Below are 18190 nucleotides of genomic sequence, written 5' to 3' on the forward strand. Positions count from 1 at the left end.
GCGAGGGCAACGGCGGCGACGACGAGCGCGGGAGCGCCGTGCCGTCGAGCGACCCGTTCGCTGCGGCGTCGATCGTGCGCCTCGGCGTCGAGCAGGCGGCGGCGTACCGAGCGCTCCTGCTCGAAGCCTACGAGGCGCATCCCGAGGCGTTCCGCTCGACGGTGGCGGAGCGGGCGGAGCTGCCGCTCGCCTGGTGGGAGAGGCGCCTGGCCGACCCGGCGGCGCCGGACGACGGCGTCTTCGGTGCCCTCGTCGCCGGCCGGCTCGTCGGCGTCGTCGGGCTGTCGTTCGAGCGACGCGAGAAGTGCCGCCACCAGGGGCGGCTCTTCGGCATCTATCTCCAGCGCGAGGCGCGAGGTCGCGGCCTCGGTCACCGGCTGGTCGAAGCGGCTCTCGCGGCCGCGCGTGCGCGTCCGGGGACTCGGGTCGTCCAGTTGACCGTCAGTGAGCGCAACGGCTCGGCGCAGCGTCTCTACGCCGACTGCGGTTTCGTGCCGTTCGGCGTCGAGCCGCTGGCGATTCGGGTCGGCGACCAGTTCCTCGCCAAGGTGCACATGGCGTGCGAGATACGCGCGTCGCCGGCAGGGCACAACGGCTGAGGGATTGTGCGACGGCGGCTCGCCGCGGGCCGACGAGTCGGAGGCGAGGTGTCTGCGACATGGCAGATTGTGCGTCGCCTCCCTGCCGACCTACTGAGCCGCCGGAACCGTTGCCCCCGCCGACGGAGCGGGCGGCGCCAGGGTGAAGTAGAACGTTGCCCCCTCGCCGACCCGGCCCTCCGCCCAGACGCGTCCGCCGTGCCGTTCGACGATCCGCCGCACGATCGCCAGCCCGACGCCGGTCCCCTCGAACTCGTCGGCGCCGTGGAGGCGATGGAAGACGCCGAAGAGCTGGTTGGCGAAGGCCATGTCGAAGCCGGCGCCGTTGTCGCGCACGAAGTAGGCCGTGTCGCCGGAGCTGGCGACGGCACCGAGCTCGATCACCGGGCGATCGACCTTGGCGGTGAACTTGAGCGCATTCGACAGCAGGTTGGCGAGCACCTGGCGCAGCAGCGCGGGGTCGCCGAAGGCCTCGGGAACCGGTGCCAGGCGGAGCTCGACGGGGGTTGCGGGTGCTCCCGTCGTGAGCTCGGCGAACGCCGAGCGCGCGAGCTCGGTGAGGTCGACCCGCCAACGCCGGAGCTCGCTCCGGCCGGCACGCGAGAACGCCAACAGATCGTCGATGAGGCGAGCCATGTGCTGCGCGTTCTTCCGCACCACGCCGAGCAGGCGTTGCGACTCCTCGTCGAGCCGGCCGGCGCTCGACTCGACCACCAGGCTCGAGAAGCCGTCGATCGCCCGCAAGGGGGCGCGCAGGTCGTGCGACACGGTGTAGGAGAACGACTCGATCTCGCCGAGCGCCCGCTCGAGCTCGGCCGTCCGCTCGCGGACGCGGGCTTCGAGCTCGCTGTTGAGCATCCGGATCTCGGCGCGCGACTCGCCGAGCCGCTCACGCTCGCGATGGTAGCCCTCGATGATCACCCACAAGAGTCCGACGGTGATCGCGCTGGCCGAGATGACGCCGGTCGCGAGGTCGAAGAGGCGGTCGTCCGGGGTGTGGAAGGGGGTTACGAGCTGGGGGAAGGCGCGCTCGAGCGCCAGCAGCGCGACCGGAACCCCGGCCGTGGCGGCGATCCCCAGCCAACGGGCCCGGCCACGAAAGAAGAACGACGGCTGCAACAGGGCGGCGAAGAAGTAGAAGATGACGCTCCCCTCGGACCCGCCGTTGGGGAACCAGACGGCGGCGAGCATGGCGAGCGAGACGCCGAGCTGCAGCGCGGGGTAGGCGCGCCCGCGCCGTGCCAGCCAGAAGAGGGAGAGCGAGAAGGCGCCGAACAGGATGACGCCGACGTGGACTGCGGGGTCGAGGCGCAGGAAGGCGTTCAGCGGCACGATCACGAGGAACGAGATCGCCCCGAGCACCAGGCACATGCGGAGATAGAGGCGCTGGCGCAGGTCGCCGCCCGGTTCGTCGCCGAACGGTTCGTGGATCGTCTCGACCCCGGGGTGCGAAGGGGGAGGCGAGGGCATCGGAGGGGGCGAAGGGGCGCCTGCCACTTGATCGGAGTATAGCCTCGGGGTGGACGAAGCCGTCGACGACAACGGCCCGTCTCCGCGACGGAACGAGCGCCGCGTCGCGGCCTTCGATCGACGGCCTGCTGTCCGAACCGCGCGGTCGCTCCGGGCGAGTGCAGCAACGGAATCGTGGTACGCCTCGGGGCTCGACCGCCGCTCGGTGAGTCCCTCGTCGTTCCGCGCGAAAGCAGCCCAGGAGCTCCCGTCTGCGCCTCCGATCGACTGCCGTTCGGTGGACCCCTCGTCATCCCGAGCGAGAGCACCACGGGAGTCACATCCCGTGCTCGGGAACGGTCGCCGCTCGGTGAGTCCTTCGTCGTCGCGAGGAGAGAAGGGTGGAAGTTGCGGCTCGCATCTCGGATCGGCTGCCGTTCGGTGAGTCCTTTGTCCTCCCGAGCGAGAGCGCCACGGGAGTCACGCCCCGTGCTTGGGAACGGTCGCCGTTCGGTGAGTCCTTTGTCTTCCCGAGCGAGAGCGAGATTGGAATGAGAAGGCCAACCCCCCTGTCGCAGTACCTTTTCGGTCTGCAGGTTGACGGGCTGGGGCCCAGAAAGGAGGTTGGCCGTGAAGAAGAATAGCAAGCGTGAGGGAGGGTGGACGGCGGGCCTGGACGTGGGCGACCGCTGGACGCAGGTGGTGGTGCTGGACCGGGTGAGTGGGGAGCAGGCAGGGCAGGAGCGGATCGGGGAGCTCGGAGGCCGCGTTGCGAGCCTGGTCGGCGCGCTGGGGCCCGATGCAGGTGGTGCTGGAGACGGGAGCGCAGTCGCCGTGGATGAGCCGGCTGCTGTCGAGCCTGGGACACGAAGTGATCGTGGCGGATTCGCGTCAGCTGCCGCTGATCGGCAAGAGCCGGAAGAAGACGGACGCGCTGGACGCCGAGACGCTGGCGCGCCTGGCGCGTGTCGAGCCGAAATTGCTGCATCCGGTGCGGCATCGAAGCGAAGCCGCTCAGCGAGAGCTCGAGGTGATGCGGGCGCGGGATGTCCTGGTGCGGATGCGCACGATGGCGGTCAATCACGTGCGCGGCGCGGTCAAGGCGATTGGAGGACGTCTGCCCAAGTGTTCGACGGAGGCCTTCCCTACACGTGCCGTGTCGGCCTTGCCGGAGAGCCTGCGGCCCTCGCTGCTGAGGATTCTCGAAACGGTGATGGAGCTGACGGAGCGGATCAAGGGCTTCGACCGTGAGGTCGAGGAGCCTCGGCCGTCGTCATCCCGAGACCGAGCGCTTGCGTCAGGTCCCGGGCGTGGGCGTCGTCACGGCGGTCAGCTACGTGCTGACGATCGAAACCCCCGAGCGCTTCCGCCGCAGTCGAGAGGTCGGGGCCTACCTGGGACTGGTCCCCGGCGTCCGGGACTCGGGCGAGAGCCAGCCCCAGCTGCGGATCACCAAGCAAGGTGACCCCTTCCTGCGCAAGCTGCTCGTCCAAGCGGCCCAGTACATCCTGGGTCCCCTCGCACCCGACAGCGATCTGCGGCGATTTGGCGAAGCGCTGTCGAAACACGGCGGCAAAGCGGCGAAGAAACGGGCGATCGTCGCCATCGCCCGCAAGCTCGCCGTCCTCCTGCATCGGCTCTGGGTGAGCGGCGAACCCTACGAGGCTCTGCGCACCGCCGCCGGGACTGCATGAAACGGCAACGACATCTCGGGTAGGAGAGGAGTCGACGACTTTGGGCCAGGGTCCGACCCGGGTCCGGGTGACTGCGACAGGTCCCTAGGCCTCGCAGGCCGCGAGTGAGATGGCAGCACCCGGCTCCGATCGGACACCAAAAGGCACCGAGCCCCACGCGGGCTCCTCGAGAGTGCGGATGGAAGCGTGGCACCGGACCCTCGCCCAAGACCTCGAGCGCGGCCGACAAGTCGGCCGATTGACACCACATGGCCTTCTCATGGAAGGGACCTGGAGGGCGGGCGGCAGGAGGGACCCGGGGACCACGCACCCCCGCCCACCCAGGTTCCTCGCTCTCGCTCGGGACGACGAGGGGCTACGGCACGGGACGACGAGGTGCTCTCGCTCAGCGTGACGAGGCGCTACCGCTCGGGACGAAGAGACGCTACCGCTCCGGCCGACGAGGTGCTCTTGCTCCGGCCGACGAGGGGCTACGGCTCGGGACGACGAGGTGCTCTCGCTCAGCGTGACGAGGCGCTACCGCTCAGGCCGAAGAGGTGCTACCGCTCCGGCCGACGAGGGGCTACGGCTCAAGACGACGAGGTGCTCTCGCTCTGCATGACGAGACGCTACCGCTCGGGACGAAGAGGCGCTACCGCTCCGGCCGACGAGGCCATGCCTCGCCAAGCATCGAGCGGACGCTGCCGGCCCCGGCACGGGGTCAGGGGCCTGGTCGCCTCGGGGTCAACCGGACGGGAGGGTGCCCTGCTTCAGGTGGGGCTCGTCGTCCGCCCGAGGAGGCGTGAGGCGTTGCCGGCGACGAGGGTGGCGGCGCAGCCGATCAGCGTGTGCCAGGTGAAGTCGATCGGCGTCAGGGCGAGCACGGCGACCATCGTCGCGAGGCCGGCGACGAATCCGACGAAGGCGTCGCGCTGCCGCGTCGAGCGGAAGAAGAGGCCGAGGAAGAAGACGCCGAGCAGCCCGCCGTAGGTCACCGAGGCGATCTTCAGTCCGATCTCGACGACCGGGTTGCGCGTGTCGGTGAAGAGCATCGCGCCGCCGATCAGCAGCAGCCCCCAGAAGAGCGTGAAGATGCGCGACCAGCGGACCTCCTCGGCTGGCGTCAGGGGACGGCCGCGCCGCAGCGGCTGGAACAGGTCGAGGAAGGTCGCCGAGGCGAGCGAGCTGATCGACGAGGAGAGCGTGCCCATCGCCGAGGCGAGGACACCTGCGATCACCAGCCCGGCGAGCCCCGACGGCAGGCTCTCGACGATGAACTTGGGGAAGATCTCGTCGGAGCTCCGCAGACCGAGCGTGGCGAACGCCGCGCCGTCGTAGAAGGCGAAGAGGCAGAGCCCGAGCACCAGGAAGAAGGCGAACTGCAGGACGATCAGCGTCGCGTCGAGCATCAGCGCGCGCTGGGCGTCCCAGCGCGAGCGACAGCCGAGCAGGCGCTGGACGAGAAGCTGGTCGGTGCCGTGCGAGGCCATCGTCAGGAAGGTGCCGCCGAGCAGGCCGCCGAGCAGCGTGTAGGGCGACGAGAGGAAGCCGACGAAGCCGGTGCCGAAGTCGAGGTTCAGGATCTCGAGCTTGCTCGCACCGTCGCGCGTGGCGAAGGCGACGACGTCCGCCCAGCCGCCGGGCAGCCGGTGGAGGATGAGCGCCATCGAGGCCGCCGCGCCGACGAGGTAGATGAACATCTGGACGACGTCCATCGCCACCACCGCCTTGAGACCGCCGAGGTAGGTGTAGGCGAGCGTGAAGGCGCCGATCAGCAGGATCGAGGTCGGGTAGTCGAGACCGGTGATGATGTGCACCGGAATCGCCGTGGCGAAGAGCCGCACGCCCGAGGCGAGGACGCGGGTGACGATGAAGACCGACGAGGCGAACTTGCGCAGCGAGGGGCCGAAGCGCCGGCCGAGGAAGTCGTAGGCGGTTTCGAGGTCGCCCTCGAAATAGGCCGGGATGAACAGCACGCTGACCAGCAGCCGGCCGACGAAGTAGCCGAAGGCGAGCTGCAGGAAGTGCATGTTGCCGCGATAGGCGAGCCCCGGCACGCTGATGAAGGTAAGCGTGCTGGTCTCGCTCGCCACGATGGAGAAGCCGACGCTCCACCAGGACATCTCCTTACCGCCGAGAAAGTAGTCGCGCGACGAGCCCTGGCGGCCGGCGATCCAGATGCCGGCGAGCGTCACGCCGGCGAGGTAGACGGCGACGATCGCGTAGTCGACGGCGGCGAATCCCATCTCAGGCCGCCGCCCGTTCGCCGGCGCCCTTGGCCTGCCAAAGACGACGGACCACGCGCACCAGGACGAAGCCGCTCGCCGCGAAGACCGCGCAGCAGACGGCGGCGTAGCCGGTGCGTCCGTAGAGGAAGTTGCCGACCGCGAAGAGCGACGACCAGATCGTCGCGCACCCCGACACCCAGCCGACGAGCGCCAGCGGGATGTTGTCGCCGGTCTCCGTCTCCGTGGCGGCGAAGCCCTCGGTGTCGCGGAAGCGCCGCCAGCCGGGGCCGAACGGCTTGACCTTGCGGTAGAAGGTGCGCAGCACCTCCGCGTCCGTCGCCGGCGCGACGTACGCGGCGACCACCCAGCAGAGCGTGGTGAACAGGATGGTGAGCACCAGCCGGACCGACGAGGGCGTGTGCAGCCCCTGCTTCTCCGTCACCAGGAAGACGATCGAGATGACGAACGAGCTCGCCATCGCCACCACCTCGCACCAGGCGTTGATGCGCCACCAGAACCAGCGCAGGATGTAGAGCAATCCGGTGCCGGCGCCGATCTGCAGGATGAGATCGAAGCTGTCCTTGGCCGAAGTCATCAGGTACATCATGCCGGCGGCGCTGGCGAAGAGGCCGATCGTCGCCAGCCGTCCCGCCGTCACGTAGTGCCGCTCGCTCCGGCCCGGTCGCAGGAAGCGCTTGTAGAAGTCGTGGATGAGGTACGAGGCGCCCCAGTTGAGGTGGGTGAGGATGGTCGAGGAGTTGGCGGCGACGAGGCCGCCGACCATCAGTCCCATCCAGCCGACCGGCAACACCGTGCTGATCATCGCCGGGTAGGCGATGTCGTGGCCGAGCCACTTCGGGTCGAGATTCGGGAAGGCGGCGCGGATGTCGCCGAGCGTCGGGTAGACGACGAGCGAGCAGAGGCCGACGAGGATCCACGGCCAGGGGCGCAGCACGTAGTGGGCGACGTTGAAGAAGAGCACGCCGCCGAGCGAATCGCGCTCCGACTTCGAGGCCAGCATGCGCTGGGCGATGTAGCTGCCGCCGCCCGGCTCGGCGCCGGGGTACCAGACGGCCCACCACTGGATGGCGATCGGCAGGATGAAGACGGCGGCCGCGAGGTCCCAGAGGTCGGTGTTGTGCGGCGCGAACGACGGCAGCATGTCGAGGTAGCTGAAGCCGGGGATCGCATGGTCCACCGGCCCCTGCAGCGCCCCCACTTTGGCGACCAGAACCGAGAGTCCGCCGACCGACTTGACGGCGAAGTAGGCGGCGGCGATGACCGCGCTCATCTTGACGAAGAACTGGATCATGTCGATGACCAGCACGCCCCAGAGCCCCGAGTGCGCGGCGAAGATCACGTTGAGCAGGCCGACGAGCAGGAGCGTCTGCCAGTCGCTCATGCCGAAGAGGACGTTGGCGATCTTCACCGCGGCGAGGTTGACCGTCGCCATGATCACGCAGTTGAAGAAGAAGCCCAGGTAGACGGCGCGGAAGCCGCGCACCAGCCGCGCCGCGCGGCCGGAGTAGCGCAGCTCGTAGAACTCCAGGTCGGTGAGCACCCCCGAGCGGCGCCAGAGCCGGGCGAAGAAGAAGACCGTCGCGACGCCGGTGAGCACGAACGCCCACCACTGCCAGTTGCCCGCCACCCCCTGGCGGCGGACGATGTCGGTGACCAGGTTCGGCGTGTCGCTCGAGAAGGTGGTCGCCACCATCGAGAGCCCGGCGAGCCACCACGGCACCGAGCGGCCGGAGGCGAAGAACTCCTTGGTGTCCTTGCCCGAACGCTTGCCGAAGAAGAGCGCCGGAACGAAGCAGACGGCGAGCGTCGCGGCAACGACCAGCCAGTCGAGAGCCTGCAGGTGCACTTCGAGCCTCCTCGGCGTCCGGGTCGCGAACCGTCGTCCGCCAGCCGACGAGTCTACCCAAGCCGACCCCGCGGAAACCGCCACCGCCGGCCGATCGCGAAGCCGGTCGGCGACCCTTCGGGGAGGGCTCGGAAAGTGCCTGGCACCCGGACGAGCAGCGCCTGCACCAACAACGCGCGCCAACCCCGCTCGTCGTCCCGAGCGAGAGCGGGGGACCCGGGCGGGCGTGCGGCGCGCGAGCGGCGCGATCTCGGCGGAGACCCCCCGCCCAGGTCCCTCCTGTTGGTCGGGACGACGAGGGGTGGAGGAGCGATCAGGCACCTCGTCACTTCAAGCGAGACGAGCCCCTGGATCACCCTGCCTGCCGGGTGCCGCGCTTCTCCGAGGCCGTCGTTCGGAGGTGCCCACCCGATCGGGTGTTTGTGCTTTTGTAGCGCCGGCTGACACTCTCTTGGTCGTTCGTGTGTCGAAAGGAGTTGGCGATGAGCCCGTTCTCCCTCGGTCGCCGCGCTGTGGCTCCAATTCTGGGAGCTCTGCTCTTGGGATTCAGCGGCTTGCCCGCCAGAGCAGCCGACTGGATCTGGCAGAACCCGCTCCCCCAGGGAAACTTCATCTCGAGTGTCTGGGGGAGCGGAGGGAGCGACATCTTCGCTCTGAGCGGCAAGACGATCCTCCATTGGGATGGCACCTCGTGGAGGTCGATGCACAGCGGGTCGACGAAGTCCCTTGCGAGCGTCTGGGGAAGCAGTGGAAGTGACGTGTTCGCCGTCGGAGAAGACGGGACGATCCTCCACTACGACGGAAGCCGCTGGAGGGCGATGAACAGTGGCACGACAGGATCGCTGCATGGGGTATGGGGGAGCAGTGCGAGCGACGTGTTCGTCGTCAGCGGCGGGGGAGAGATTCTGCACTACGACGGCATAGGCTGGTCGACGGTGTTCAGTTCTCCCACCTACATGTTCTCCGCCGTTTGGGGGAGCAGCAGCAGCGATGTCTTCGCCGTTGGTGATCCAGCGACGGTCCTGCACTACGACGGCGCCACCTGGTCGGCGACGTCGCTCCACTACAACGATCTTGTCGTCGGCGTATGGGGGAGCAGTAGCAGCGACGTCTTCCTCGTGTACTGGGGCGGACGGATCGACCACTACGACGGTAGTCATTGGTCGATGATGCGACTAGATGTGTCCGATTGGTTCCATGGTGTCTGGGGAAGTAGCGGCAGCGATGTCTATGCGGTGGGCCAGAGCCTCTCGGGAGCACTGGTTCTCCACTACGACGGCAGTAGCTGGGCGCCGGTGAGCACGGGGTCGGCGAGCGCGCTCTACGGGGTATGGGGAACCAGCGCGAGCGATGTGGTTGTCGCTGGCACTGGCGGGGCGATCCTGCGCTACAACGGGAGCAGCTGGTCGGAGATGACCAGCGGCACGAGGAAGTCCTTTGGAGGCATCTGGGGGACCAGCGAGAGCAACATCTTCGCCGTTGGGGCCAACGGGACCATCGTGCACGACGACGGCAGCAACTGGTTGGAGATGACGAGCGGCACGACGAGCGCGCTCTCCGCCCTCTGGGGTGCGAGCGGCACGAACGTCCTCGCGGTCGGTAGCGGCGGAACGATCCGGCACTACGACGGCAGCGACTGGTCGGCGATGACCAGCGGCACGACGAATGAGCTGAACGGCGTCTGGGGCGCGAGCGGAGCCGACGTCTTCGCGGTCGGTAGCGCCGGGACGATCCTGCACTACGACGGCAGCAGCTGGTCGACGATGACCAGCGGCGTGACCCATAGTCTCTCCGGAGTCTGGGGGAGTAGCGGGAACGACGTCTACGCCGTCGGCTCCTCGTGGGCGATCCTGCATTACGACGGAAGCGGTTGGTCTGTGGCGGGCGGCAGCCCGGCCCAGCCTCTCTGGGGCATCTGGGGCGCAGGCGGGAGTGACATCTTCGCCGTCGGGCAGGGAGGGACCATCGTCCACTACGACGGAGTGGACTGGTGGGGGATGAGCAGCGGCACGACGAAGGACCTCTACGCCGTACGGGGAAGCAGCGGCAGCGATGTTTACGCCGTGGGCGACGTCGGCACGATCCTGCACTACGACGGTGTCAACTGGAATTCGATGGATAGCGGCACGTACAGTACCCTCAGGGGAATCTGGGTCGGCGCCGCGAGCGATGTTCGCGTCGTCGGCCACACCGGGACGATTCTTCAGAACAATGTCCTTTTCGCCGCCCCACTCGAGAGCGGCGATCTCGCGGATTGGGCTGCCTTCGAGCCGTAGAACCCCGCGATCCGGCCGGTCCTTCGATTGGACGCGGACCGGCTCCTGAGGACTCGCGATCTCCTCGGTCACGCCAGCGATCCAACCCACCGTCCTGCTGCGAATTCGCCAGCCACTTCTGGCTCCCGCGCCTCCGGCACCCACCTGGAAGCTGTCGTCGTCCCGAGCGAGAGCGAGACACTCGGGCGGAACGCGCGGGAGCGGTGCGATCTCGGCGGAGACCCCCCGCCCAGGTCCCTCCCGTTGGTCGGGACGACGAGGGGTGGCCCTGTCTCGCACTCGAGAAACGTACCGGGCGCCGGCGACCCAGGAGTAGAATGCGTAAGCGGTGTGTATTCTCCGTGACGCTACGCTGGCAGTAGCGATGAGGCCACTCGTGGCCGAGAAGATCCCTCCGGCTTGGCTTTGCCTTCCTGCCGGGGTGACACTTCACTGGGCGGGACCCGAACTGTGACCACCAAGACTCACACCTTAGCGGCACTCTCAATCCTCGTCGCATTCTTCGGGGTGCCTCAGGACCTCTCGGCCCAAGTCTGGTCCTACGACAACTTCGCCATCGCCCCGAGCCCGAGCCTCGCGGGCAATCGGTTCGGGATGGCAATGGCTGCGGGGAACTTCGACGGACTCGCTGGCGAGGACCTCGTGGTCATGGAGTCGCGCGACGCCACCGGAAGTCAGGGCGGAGTCTGGCTCTTCCTGGCCCGCGGACGATCTCTCGTGCCCTCCGACCACCTCGTCGGCACCGGGGTCAGCGACTATCTCGGTTGGGGCCTCGCCGCTGGCGACTTTGACGGGGACGGGCGGGATTCCTTTGCCATCGGCTCCGAACACGTCGGCGGAGTGAGTCAGTGCGGAGCCGTTTACCTCTACGCCTACGACATCGCGGCGGGGCACTCGGTGCTGCAGTCCTTTCTTCAGCCGGGAAGCTCAGGGTTCCCTGGCAGTTGCGAGAGTACGTCGTTCTTCGGTAGCTCGTTCGCCGTGGGCGATTTCGATGGGGACGGATTCGACGACCTGGCGATCGGCGCCCCCAACCAGACGGTGGGCACTCTCGGCGGCGGGGGCGCGATCTGGATTCTCCCTGGCTCGGTGACCGGGCTCGATCCGGCAAGCGCCCGCCGCATCGACCAATCAACGCCGGGGATGGGCGGGCTGCCGGCCGCCGGAGAAGGGTTCGGCCAGGCCTTGAGCGCCGGCGACTTCAACGGCGACGGGCGCGACGACGTCGCCGTGGGCGTACCCCGCCGGAACAGCGCCGACCAGTTCCATTCCGGCGCTGTCTACGTGCTGTTCGGCTCACCTCTCGGGATCACGGGAGAGGGCAGCGTCGTGCTGACGGTTGGGAACCTGGGACTGACACCCGATGTCGAAGACGGTTTCGGGGCGTTCGTCGCCTCCGGCAGACTCGGCAGCGACGTGGCGGATGACCTGGTCGTGGGCTCTCCCCACCGGCGAGTCGGAGGTCCCGTTCCGGTCGGCGCGGGAGTGGTCACGATCTTCTGGGGCGCTGCCATCGGCCCGCCTTTCGCCCTTGCCTTCGATATCAACCAGGACATGATGGCCGGCCAGGCGTCGGACGGCTTCGATCAGTTCGGTGCGGGTCTCGCCATTGCCGATTTCGATGGAGACGCTCAGGCCGACCTGGCGATCGGTGCACCCAGCGAGTCCGACGATGCACTCTCCTACGTCGGGGCGGCTCATGTTGTCCGTGGACCGGTCAGCTTGGCGACCGTAGCGACCGCTCGTTCGATCGTCCCTGACGCCGGATATGCCTCCTGGCCGCGCGCCAGCGGTCAGGCCTACGGGCTGCCGCTCGTCGCACTCGATCTAGACGCTGACGCCAACGCCGACCTTGCCGTTGCCATCACTGGCCACGACCGGACCGCGACCGATGCGGGTCTGGTCCAGATCCTCTTCGGCGCTCTCTTTGCCACTGGCTTCGAGCGCGGCGATCAGGGAGATTGGACCTACCCCTTCGCGCCCTAGCTGGACGTCGCAAGCTCGGGACGACGAGGGGAGGGGGCGCGGTCGAACGCCCCGGGGTGGCAGCGAAACCTCCGCTGCGCGCCGGTGGAACTGCCGCCTCCGTCCAGCTATCGTAGCCCCCATGTTCGAGCAGGCCTTCAAGAACGTCGACGACATCCTGAGGAAGGAGGCCGGCTGCACGACGGAGCTCGACTACACCGAGCAGACGTCCTGGCTCCTCTTCCTCAAGTACCTGGACGGGCTGGAGCAGGACAAGGCGACCGAGGCGAAGCTCGAGGGGAGGAAGTACGCCTTTATCCTCGACCCGCCGTACCGCTGGGAAAGCTGGGCGGCGCCGAAGGCGAAGAACGGCGAGATCGACCACCACCGTGCGAAGACCGGGGACGACCTGCGCGACTTCGTGAATCTCAAGCTCTTCCCCTACCTCCACGCCTTCAAGCAGAAGGCGAGCGGCTCGAACACCATCGAGTACAAGATCGGCGAGATCTTCGGGGAGATCAAGAACAAGATCCAGAGCGGCTACAACTTGCGCGAGATCATCGACCAGATCGACGAGCTCGAGTTCCGCTCCCAGACGGAGAAGCACGAGCTCTCGCACCTCTACGAAGCGAAGATCCGCAACATGGGCAACGCCGGGCGCAACGGCGGCGAGTACTACACGCCGCGCCCGCTGATCCGCGCCATCATCCAGGTGGTCCAGCCGACGATCGGCGAGCGGATCTACGACGGCGCCTGCGGCTCGGCGGGCTTCCTCTGCGAGTCGTTCGTCTACCTGACCGGGAAGGGGAAGCTCACCACCCGGGACCTCGCCACGCTCCAGACGCGCACCTTCTACGGCAAGGAGAAGAAGTCGCTCGCCTACGTGATCGCGATCATGAACATGATCCTGCACGGCATCGAGGCGCCGAACATCCTGCACACGAACACGCTGGCCGAGAACCTCGCCGACATCCAGGAGAAGGACCGCTACGACGTCGTGCTGGCGAATCCCCCCTTCGGCGGCAAGGAGCGGCCGGAGGTGCAGCAGAACTTCCCGATTCGCACCGGCGAGACCGCCTTCCTCTTCCTTCAGCACTTCATCAAGAGCCTGAAGGCCGGCGGGCGCGCCGGCATCGTGATCAAGAACACCTTCCTGTCGAACACCGACAACGCCTCGGTCAGCCTGCGCAAGCTCCTGCTCGAGAGCTGCAGCCTCCACACGGTGCTCGACTGCCCGAGCGGCACCTTCCAGGGCGCGGGCGTGAAGACCGTCGTGCTCTTCTTCGAGAAGGGCAAGCCCACCCGCAAGATCTGGTACTACCAGCTCGACCCCGGCCGCAGCCTCGGCAAGACCAACCCCTTGAATGACGCCGACCTCGCCGAGTTCGTCGAGCTCCAGAAGACCTTCGCGGACTCGCCGAAGAGCTGGAACGTCGATGCGGCGGCACTCGACCCGGGCAGCTACGATCTCTCCGCGAAGAACCCGAATGGTGGTGAGGAGACTTCTCACCGCAGTCCGGTGGAGATTCTCAAGGAAATCGCCGCTCTGGACGCTGAAAGCGCGAAAGTGCTCGCGAAGATCAAAGCGCTTCTATGAAGGCAGGCTTGGCACGAGTGACCGCGACGGGCGGCCGAACCGCGACGACTCGCCACATCCCGCCGAAGCTCGCCCTCGCGGTCGGGATGCCAGCGACTCCGGCGCCCAAGGGGTGGAAGTGGTCTGCGCTCACCGACCTGGCCAGACTCGAATCGGGACACACGCCGAGTCGGAATCACCCTGAGTACTGGGGCGGTTCGATCCCGTGGCTCGGAATTCGCGACGCCAGGGCTCACGACGGCCGGCGCATCGACGAGACCGAGGAGACGATCAACAAGCTCGGCATCGAGAACTCGTCGGCACGCCTGCTCCCGGCAGGGACGGTCTGTCTTTCTCGGACGGCCTCTGTCGGCTACGTCGTCGTCATGGGCCGCCCGATGGCGACGAGCCAGGACTTCGTGAACTGGGTCTGTTCGAAGGACCTCGACCCCGGGTTCCTGAAGTACCTCCTCATCGCCGAGGGAGACGGCCTGCTTCGCTTCGCGAGTGGGTCGGTCCATCAGACGATCTACTTTCCCGAAGTGAAGGCGTTCCACATCTGCCACCCGCCTCGCCCCGAACAGCAGCGCATCGTCGCCCTGCTCGATGAAGCGTTCGCGGGCATCGCCATCGCCAAGGCCAACGCCGAGAGGAACCTCCAGAACGCGCGGGCGTTGTTCGAGAGCCACCTGCAAGCGGTCTTCACCCGGCGTGGCGATGGATGGGTGGACCGACAATTGGCATCACTGTGCCGTGAGATCGCCGTCGGCTATGTCGGGCCGATGAAGACGCAGTACAAGGAGAACGGCGTACCGTTTCTGCGGTCACAGAATATCCGGCCGTTTGAGGTCTCAATGGACAACTCGATGTTCATCGATGAGGTGTTCCATCGCGCCCTCAAGAAGTCCCAACTGCGCCCAGGCGACCTCGCAATCGTGAGAACCGGCTATCCTGGGACAGCGGCTGTTATTCCTACTGAGCTTCCTGACTCGAACTGTAGCGACTTGGTCATTGCCCGCCCGAGCAAGGAGATTGACCCTCATTTCCTCGCAGCGTTCTTCAATTCCTCCTTTGGTAAGCAGCTTGTTCTCGGGAAGAGTGTTGGTGCGGCGCAGAAGCACTTCAACATCACAACTGCCAGGGAAGTGATGCTCCACGTCCCACCGATGCCGGAGCAGCGCTCCATTGTGGCAAGGGTTCGCGCTCTGCGCGCCGAGACCCAACACCTTGTTCAGTTGTACGGACGGAAGCTCGCTTCGCTCCGCGCGTTGGAGCGGTCGCTCCTGCACCAGGCATTTGTCGGGGAGCTTCACTGACTCTCATGAGCGAAGCCGAAACCCGCGCCGAGCACATTGGCCCCGGGGTGAAGGCCCCGGGCTGGGGTGTCGTCGAGGGGAGCCGGACGCGACATTGGCAAGAATTGGCAAGGATGTTACTGTCGGCGCCGTGACGACGATGAACATTTCGTTGCCTGAGGAACTGAAGGCGTTCGTGGATCGGCGGATCCAGGACGAGGGGTACGGGAGCTCGAGCGAGTACATGCGGGAGCTGATCCGGCGCGATCGCGATCGGGTCGAGTTCCGCCAGTACCTGCTCGCCGGCATCGAGGCACCGCCCGCCGGGCGGATGGACCGGGTGTACTTCGCCGAGCTGCGCCGCCGCCCCCGGAAGGTCTCCAAGCCGACCTCGTGAAGCCTGCGATTCGCTCGGCGCTGGCGGCAGCGGACATCGAGTCGGCGCTCGACTTCTACCTTGCCGAAGCGCCCGCAGCAGCCGGGGGATTCATCGATGCTCTCGAACGCGCCACTCGTCAGATCGAGACCCATCCCGGCTCCGGCTCTCCCCGCTACGCGCTCGACCTCAACATTCCGCAGCTGCGTTTCCTGCCGCTCCAGCGCTACCCGTATGCGCTGTTCTACGTCGAGCACGACGAGCACCTGTACGTCATCCGCTGTGTTCACATGAGCCGCGACCTTCCGGCGACCCTTCGGGAAGAGCCCCGATGAACGAGGCCGAAACCCGCGCTGAGCACATCGACCCTGCCCTGAAGGCGGCGGGCTGGGGCGTCGTCGAGGGGAGCCGGGTTCGGCGGGAGTATCCGATCTCACCCGGGCGGATCGAGGGGCATGGGCGGCGCGGCAAGGCGATGATGGCGGATTACGTGCTCGAGTACCGCAACACCAAGCTCGCGGTGATCGAGGCCAAGGCGTGGGGCGAGGAGCTGACCGAGGGCGTGGCGCAGGCCAAGCACTACGCCGGCAAGCTCGCCATCCGCTTCACCTACGCCACCAATGGCAAGGGCATCTACGCCATCGACATGGAGACCGGCAAAGAGCGCGAGATCGCGGCCTACCCGTCGCCCGCCGAGCTCTGGGCGATGACATTTGCCGAGGCCAATGCCTGGCGCGACCGCTTCGCCGCCATCCCGTTCGAGGACAAGGGCGGCTCGCACCCGAGCCGCTACTACCAGGAGATCGCCGTCGAGCGCGTGCTCGAAGCGATCGCGGCGGAGAAGCCGCGCATCCTCCTCACGCTCGCCACCGGCACCGGCAAGACCTTCATCGCCTTCCAGATCGCCTGGAAGCTCTTCCACAGCCGCTGGAACCTCCTCCGCAAGCCGGAACGGCGACCGCGCATCCTCTTTCTCGCCGATCGCAACATCCTCGCCGACCAGGCCTACAACGCCTTCTCCGCCTTCCCGGAAGACGCCATGGTGCGCATCGCACCGGCCGACATCCGCAAGAAGGGGAAGGTGCCGACGAACGGCAGCCTCTTCTTCACCATCTTCCAGACCTTCATGAGCGGGCCGCCGAAGGACGGCAAGCCCTCGCCCTACTTCGGCGAGTACCCGCCCGACTTCTTCGATTTCGTCGTCATCGACGAATGCCACCGCGGCGGCGCCAACGACGAGAGCAACTGGCGCGAGATCCTCGACTACTTCGCCCCGGCGGTGCAGCTCGGCCTCACCGCCACACCGAAGCGCAAGGACAACGTCGACACCTACAGGTACTTCGGCGAGCCGGTCTACAGCTACTCGCTGAAGGAGGGGATCAACGACGGCTTCCTCACCCCGTTCAAGGTCAAGCAGATCTCGACGACCCTCGACGACTACGTCTACACCCCGGACGACCAGCTCATCGAAGGCGAGATCGAGGCCGGGAGACGCTATACCGAGAAGGACTTCAACAAGGTCATCGAGATTCGCGAACGCGAGCGCAACCGCGTCGAGATCTTCATGGAGCTGATCCGCCAGAACGAGAAGACGCTCGTCTTCTGCGCGACCCAGGCGCACGCCCTCGCGGTGCGCGACCTCGTCAACCAGACGAAGACCAGCGCCGACCCGAGCTACTGTCAGCGCGTCACGGCCGACGACGGCGAGCTCGGCGAACAGCACCTGCGCGACTTCCAGGACAACGAGAAGACGATCCCGACGATTCTCACCACCTCGCAGAAGCTGGCGACGGGCGTCGACGCGCGCAACATCCGCAACATCGTCCTGATGCGGCCGATCAACTCGATGATCGAGTTCAAGCAGATCATCGGGCGCGGCACGCGGCTCCACGACGGCAAGGAGTACTTCACGATCTACGACTTCGTGAAGGCGCACCACCACTTCAGCGACCCCGAGTGGGACGGCGAGCCGCTCGAGCCGGAGCCGGTTCCCGAGCCGCAACCCAGGCCTCTTCCGGTCGACGTGGACCCGGTGCCGGAGGAGACCGACCCCGAGCCCGCACCGCGGCGGCAGAAGATCCGGGTGAAGCTCGCCGACGGCAAGGCGCGGTCGATCCAGCACATGATGGTGACGAGCTTCTGGCACCCGGACGGCACGCCGATGTCGGCACAGCAGTTCCTCGAGCTGCTCTTCGGCAGGCTGCCGGAGTTCTTCCAGGACGAGGCCGAGCTGCGCGCCCTGTGGAGCGCGCCGGACACGCGCGCCAAGCTCCTGCAGGGCCTCGCCGAGAAGGGCTTCGGCGGCGAGCAGCTCGCCGAGATGCAGCGCATCATCGACGCCGAGAAGAGCGACCTCTTCGACGTCCTGGCGCACGTCGCCTACGCGCTCCCGCCGCTGACCCGCGAGGAGCGGGCGGAGATGGCCAAGGTGGTCATCAGCACCCGCTTCAACAGCAAGCAGCAGGTCTTCCTCGGCTTCGTGCTCGCCCACTACGTCAGCCAGGGCGTCCAGGAGCTCGATCAGCAGAAGCTGACGCCGCTGCTCAGGCTCCAGTACCACGACTCCCTCGCCGACGCCGTCGCCGACCTCGGCGAGCCGGAGGAGATCAAGAAGGTCTTCTCCGGGTTCCAGCGGTACCTCTACGGCGACTCCTCGGCCGCGTGATTCTCGGAAGCCCGCGATTGGGGTAGCTCCTCCGGAGCCGAGGCGGGAAGCTCCGGCGACCACCGGCGCCGTGCGGGAGGCTTGCCGGCCCAAACGGGTGCCAGGCAGCTGCCGGTGCCCGTCGTCCCGAGCGAGAGCGAGACACTCGGGCGGAACGCGCGGGAGCGGTGCGATCTCGGCGGAGACCCCCCGCCCAGGTCCCTCCCGTGGGTCGGGACGAC

General features: G+C 67.3%; 11 protein-coding genes and 1 pseudogene. 9 read left to right on the plus strand and 3 right to left on the minus strand.

Annotated elements, in window-relative coordinates:
* Positions 1-71 precede the first annotated feature (71 nt).
* Positions 72-599 carry a GNAT family N-acetyltransferase gene (locus tag IPJ17_07120; protein QQR76111.1) on the plus strand — a complete coding sequence of 176 codons (528 nt, stop codon included), beginning with the start codon at positions 72-74 and terminating at the stop codon, positions 597-599.
* 90 nt (positions 600-689) lie between these two features.
* Here IPJ17_07120 and IPJ17_07125 read toward each other — a convergent pair whose 3' ends face one another.
* Complete coding sequence (locus IPJ17_07125; protein QQR75340.1) at positions 690-2069, minus strand: hypothetical protein; 1380 nt, start codon at positions 2067-2069, stop codon at positions 690-692.
* A 609-nt stretch (positions 2070-2678) separates the two neighbouring features.
* On the opposite strand from IPJ17_07125, the pseudogene IPJ17_07130 reads away from it, so the two are divergent.
* Positions 2679-3742 (plus strand): annotated as a pseudogene (locus tag IPJ17_07130) (IS110 family transposase).
* Between the two features lie 749 nt (positions 3743-4491).
* Here the strand turns inward: IPJ17_07130 and IPJ17_07135 are convergent.
* Both IPJ17_07135 and IPJ17_07140 read right to left on the minus strand, forming a co-directional pair.
* Positions 4492-5967 (minus strand): sodium:solute symporter, encoded by a 1476-nt coding sequence (locus IPJ17_07135; protein QQR75341.1) that lies wholly within the window; start codon positions 5965-5967, stop codon positions 4492-4494.
* A gap of 1 nt (position 5968) precedes the next feature.
* The gene (locus IPJ17_07140) at positions 5969-7816 is read right to left on the minus strand and encodes a Na+:solute symporter (protein ID QQR75342.1); all 1848 of its coding nucleotides are present in this window, start codon (positions 7814-7816) and stop codon (positions 5969-5971) included.
* A gap of 554 nt (positions 7817-8370) precedes the next feature.
* Here IPJ17_07140 and IPJ17_07145 point away from each other — a divergent pair.
* From IPJ17_07145 to IPJ17_07175, 7 genes are all read left to right on the plus strand, one after another.
* Positions 8371-10092, plus strand: coding sequence for a glucosyltransferase-I (locus IPJ17_07145; GenBank protein ID QQR75343.1), 1722 nt, complete (start codon positions 8371-8373; stop codon positions 10090-10092).
* Positions 10093-10542: 450 nt separating this feature from the next.
* Positions 10543-12078 (plus strand): FG-GAP repeat protein, encoded by a 1536-nt coding sequence (locus tag IPJ17_07150; GenBank protein ID QQR75344.1) that lies wholly within the window; start codon positions 10543-10545, stop codon positions 12076-12078.
* Between the two features lie 121 nt (positions 12079-12199).
* Positions 12200-13654, plus strand: a complete 1455-nt coding sequence (locus IPJ17_07155; protein QQR75345.1) for an N-6 DNA methylase — start codon at positions 12200-12202, stop codon at positions 13652-13654.
* Positions 13655-13662: 8 nt separating this feature from the next.
* Positions 13663-14949 carry a restriction endonuclease subunit S gene (locus IPJ17_07160; GenBank protein ID QQR75346.1) on the plus strand — a complete coding sequence of 429 codons (1287 nt, stop codon included), beginning with the start codon at positions 13663-13665 and terminating at the stop codon, positions 14947-14949.
* A 130-nt stretch (positions 14950-15079) separates the two neighbouring features.
* Positions 15080-15325, plus strand: a complete 246-nt coding sequence (locus IPJ17_07165) for a ribbon-helix-helix protein, CopG family (protein QQR75347.1) — start codon at positions 15080-15082, stop codon at positions 15323-15325.
* Positions 15322-15639 (plus strand): type II toxin-antitoxin system RelE/ParE family toxin, encoded by a 318-nt coding sequence (locus IPJ17_07170; GenBank protein QQR75348.1) that lies wholly within the window; start codon positions 15322-15324, stop codon positions 15637-15639. The genes IPJ17_07165 and IPJ17_07170 overlap by 4 nt, the downstream gene beginning before the upstream one ends.
* Positions 15636-17969, plus strand: coding sequence for a DEAD/DEAH box helicase family protein (locus IPJ17_07175; GenBank protein QQR75349.1), 2334 nt, complete (start codon positions 15636-15638; stop codon positions 17967-17969). Before IPJ17_07170 ends, IPJ17_07175 begins: the two co-directional genes overlap by 4 nt.
* The last annotated feature ends 221 nt before the right edge of the window (positions 17970-18190 follow it).

The sequence above is a fragment of the Holophagales bacterium genome, assembly GCA_016699405.1.
Taxonomy (GTDB): domain Bacteria; phylum Acidobacteriota; class Thermoanaerobaculia; order Multivoradales; family JAGPDF01; genus JAAYLR01.

Excerpts from the sequence above, each read along its gene's own strand:
- IPJ17_07155 (QQR75345.1), top strand. The coding sequence starts at position 12,200 with ATGTTCGAGCAGGCCTTCAAGAACGTCGACGACATCCTGAGGAAGGAG.
- IPJ17_07175 (QQR75349.1), top strand. The coding sequence starts at position 15,636 with ATGAACGAGGCCGAAACCCGCGCTGAGCACATCGACCCTGCCCTGAAG.
- IPJ17_07135 (QQR75341.1), bottom strand. The coding sequence starts at position 5,967 with ATGGGATTCGCCGCCGTCGACTACGCGATCGTCGCCGTCTACCTCGCC.
- IPJ17_07125 (QQR75340.1), bottom strand. The coding sequence starts at position 2,069 with ATGCCCTCGCCTCCCCCTTCGCACCCCGGGGTCGAGACGATCCACGAA.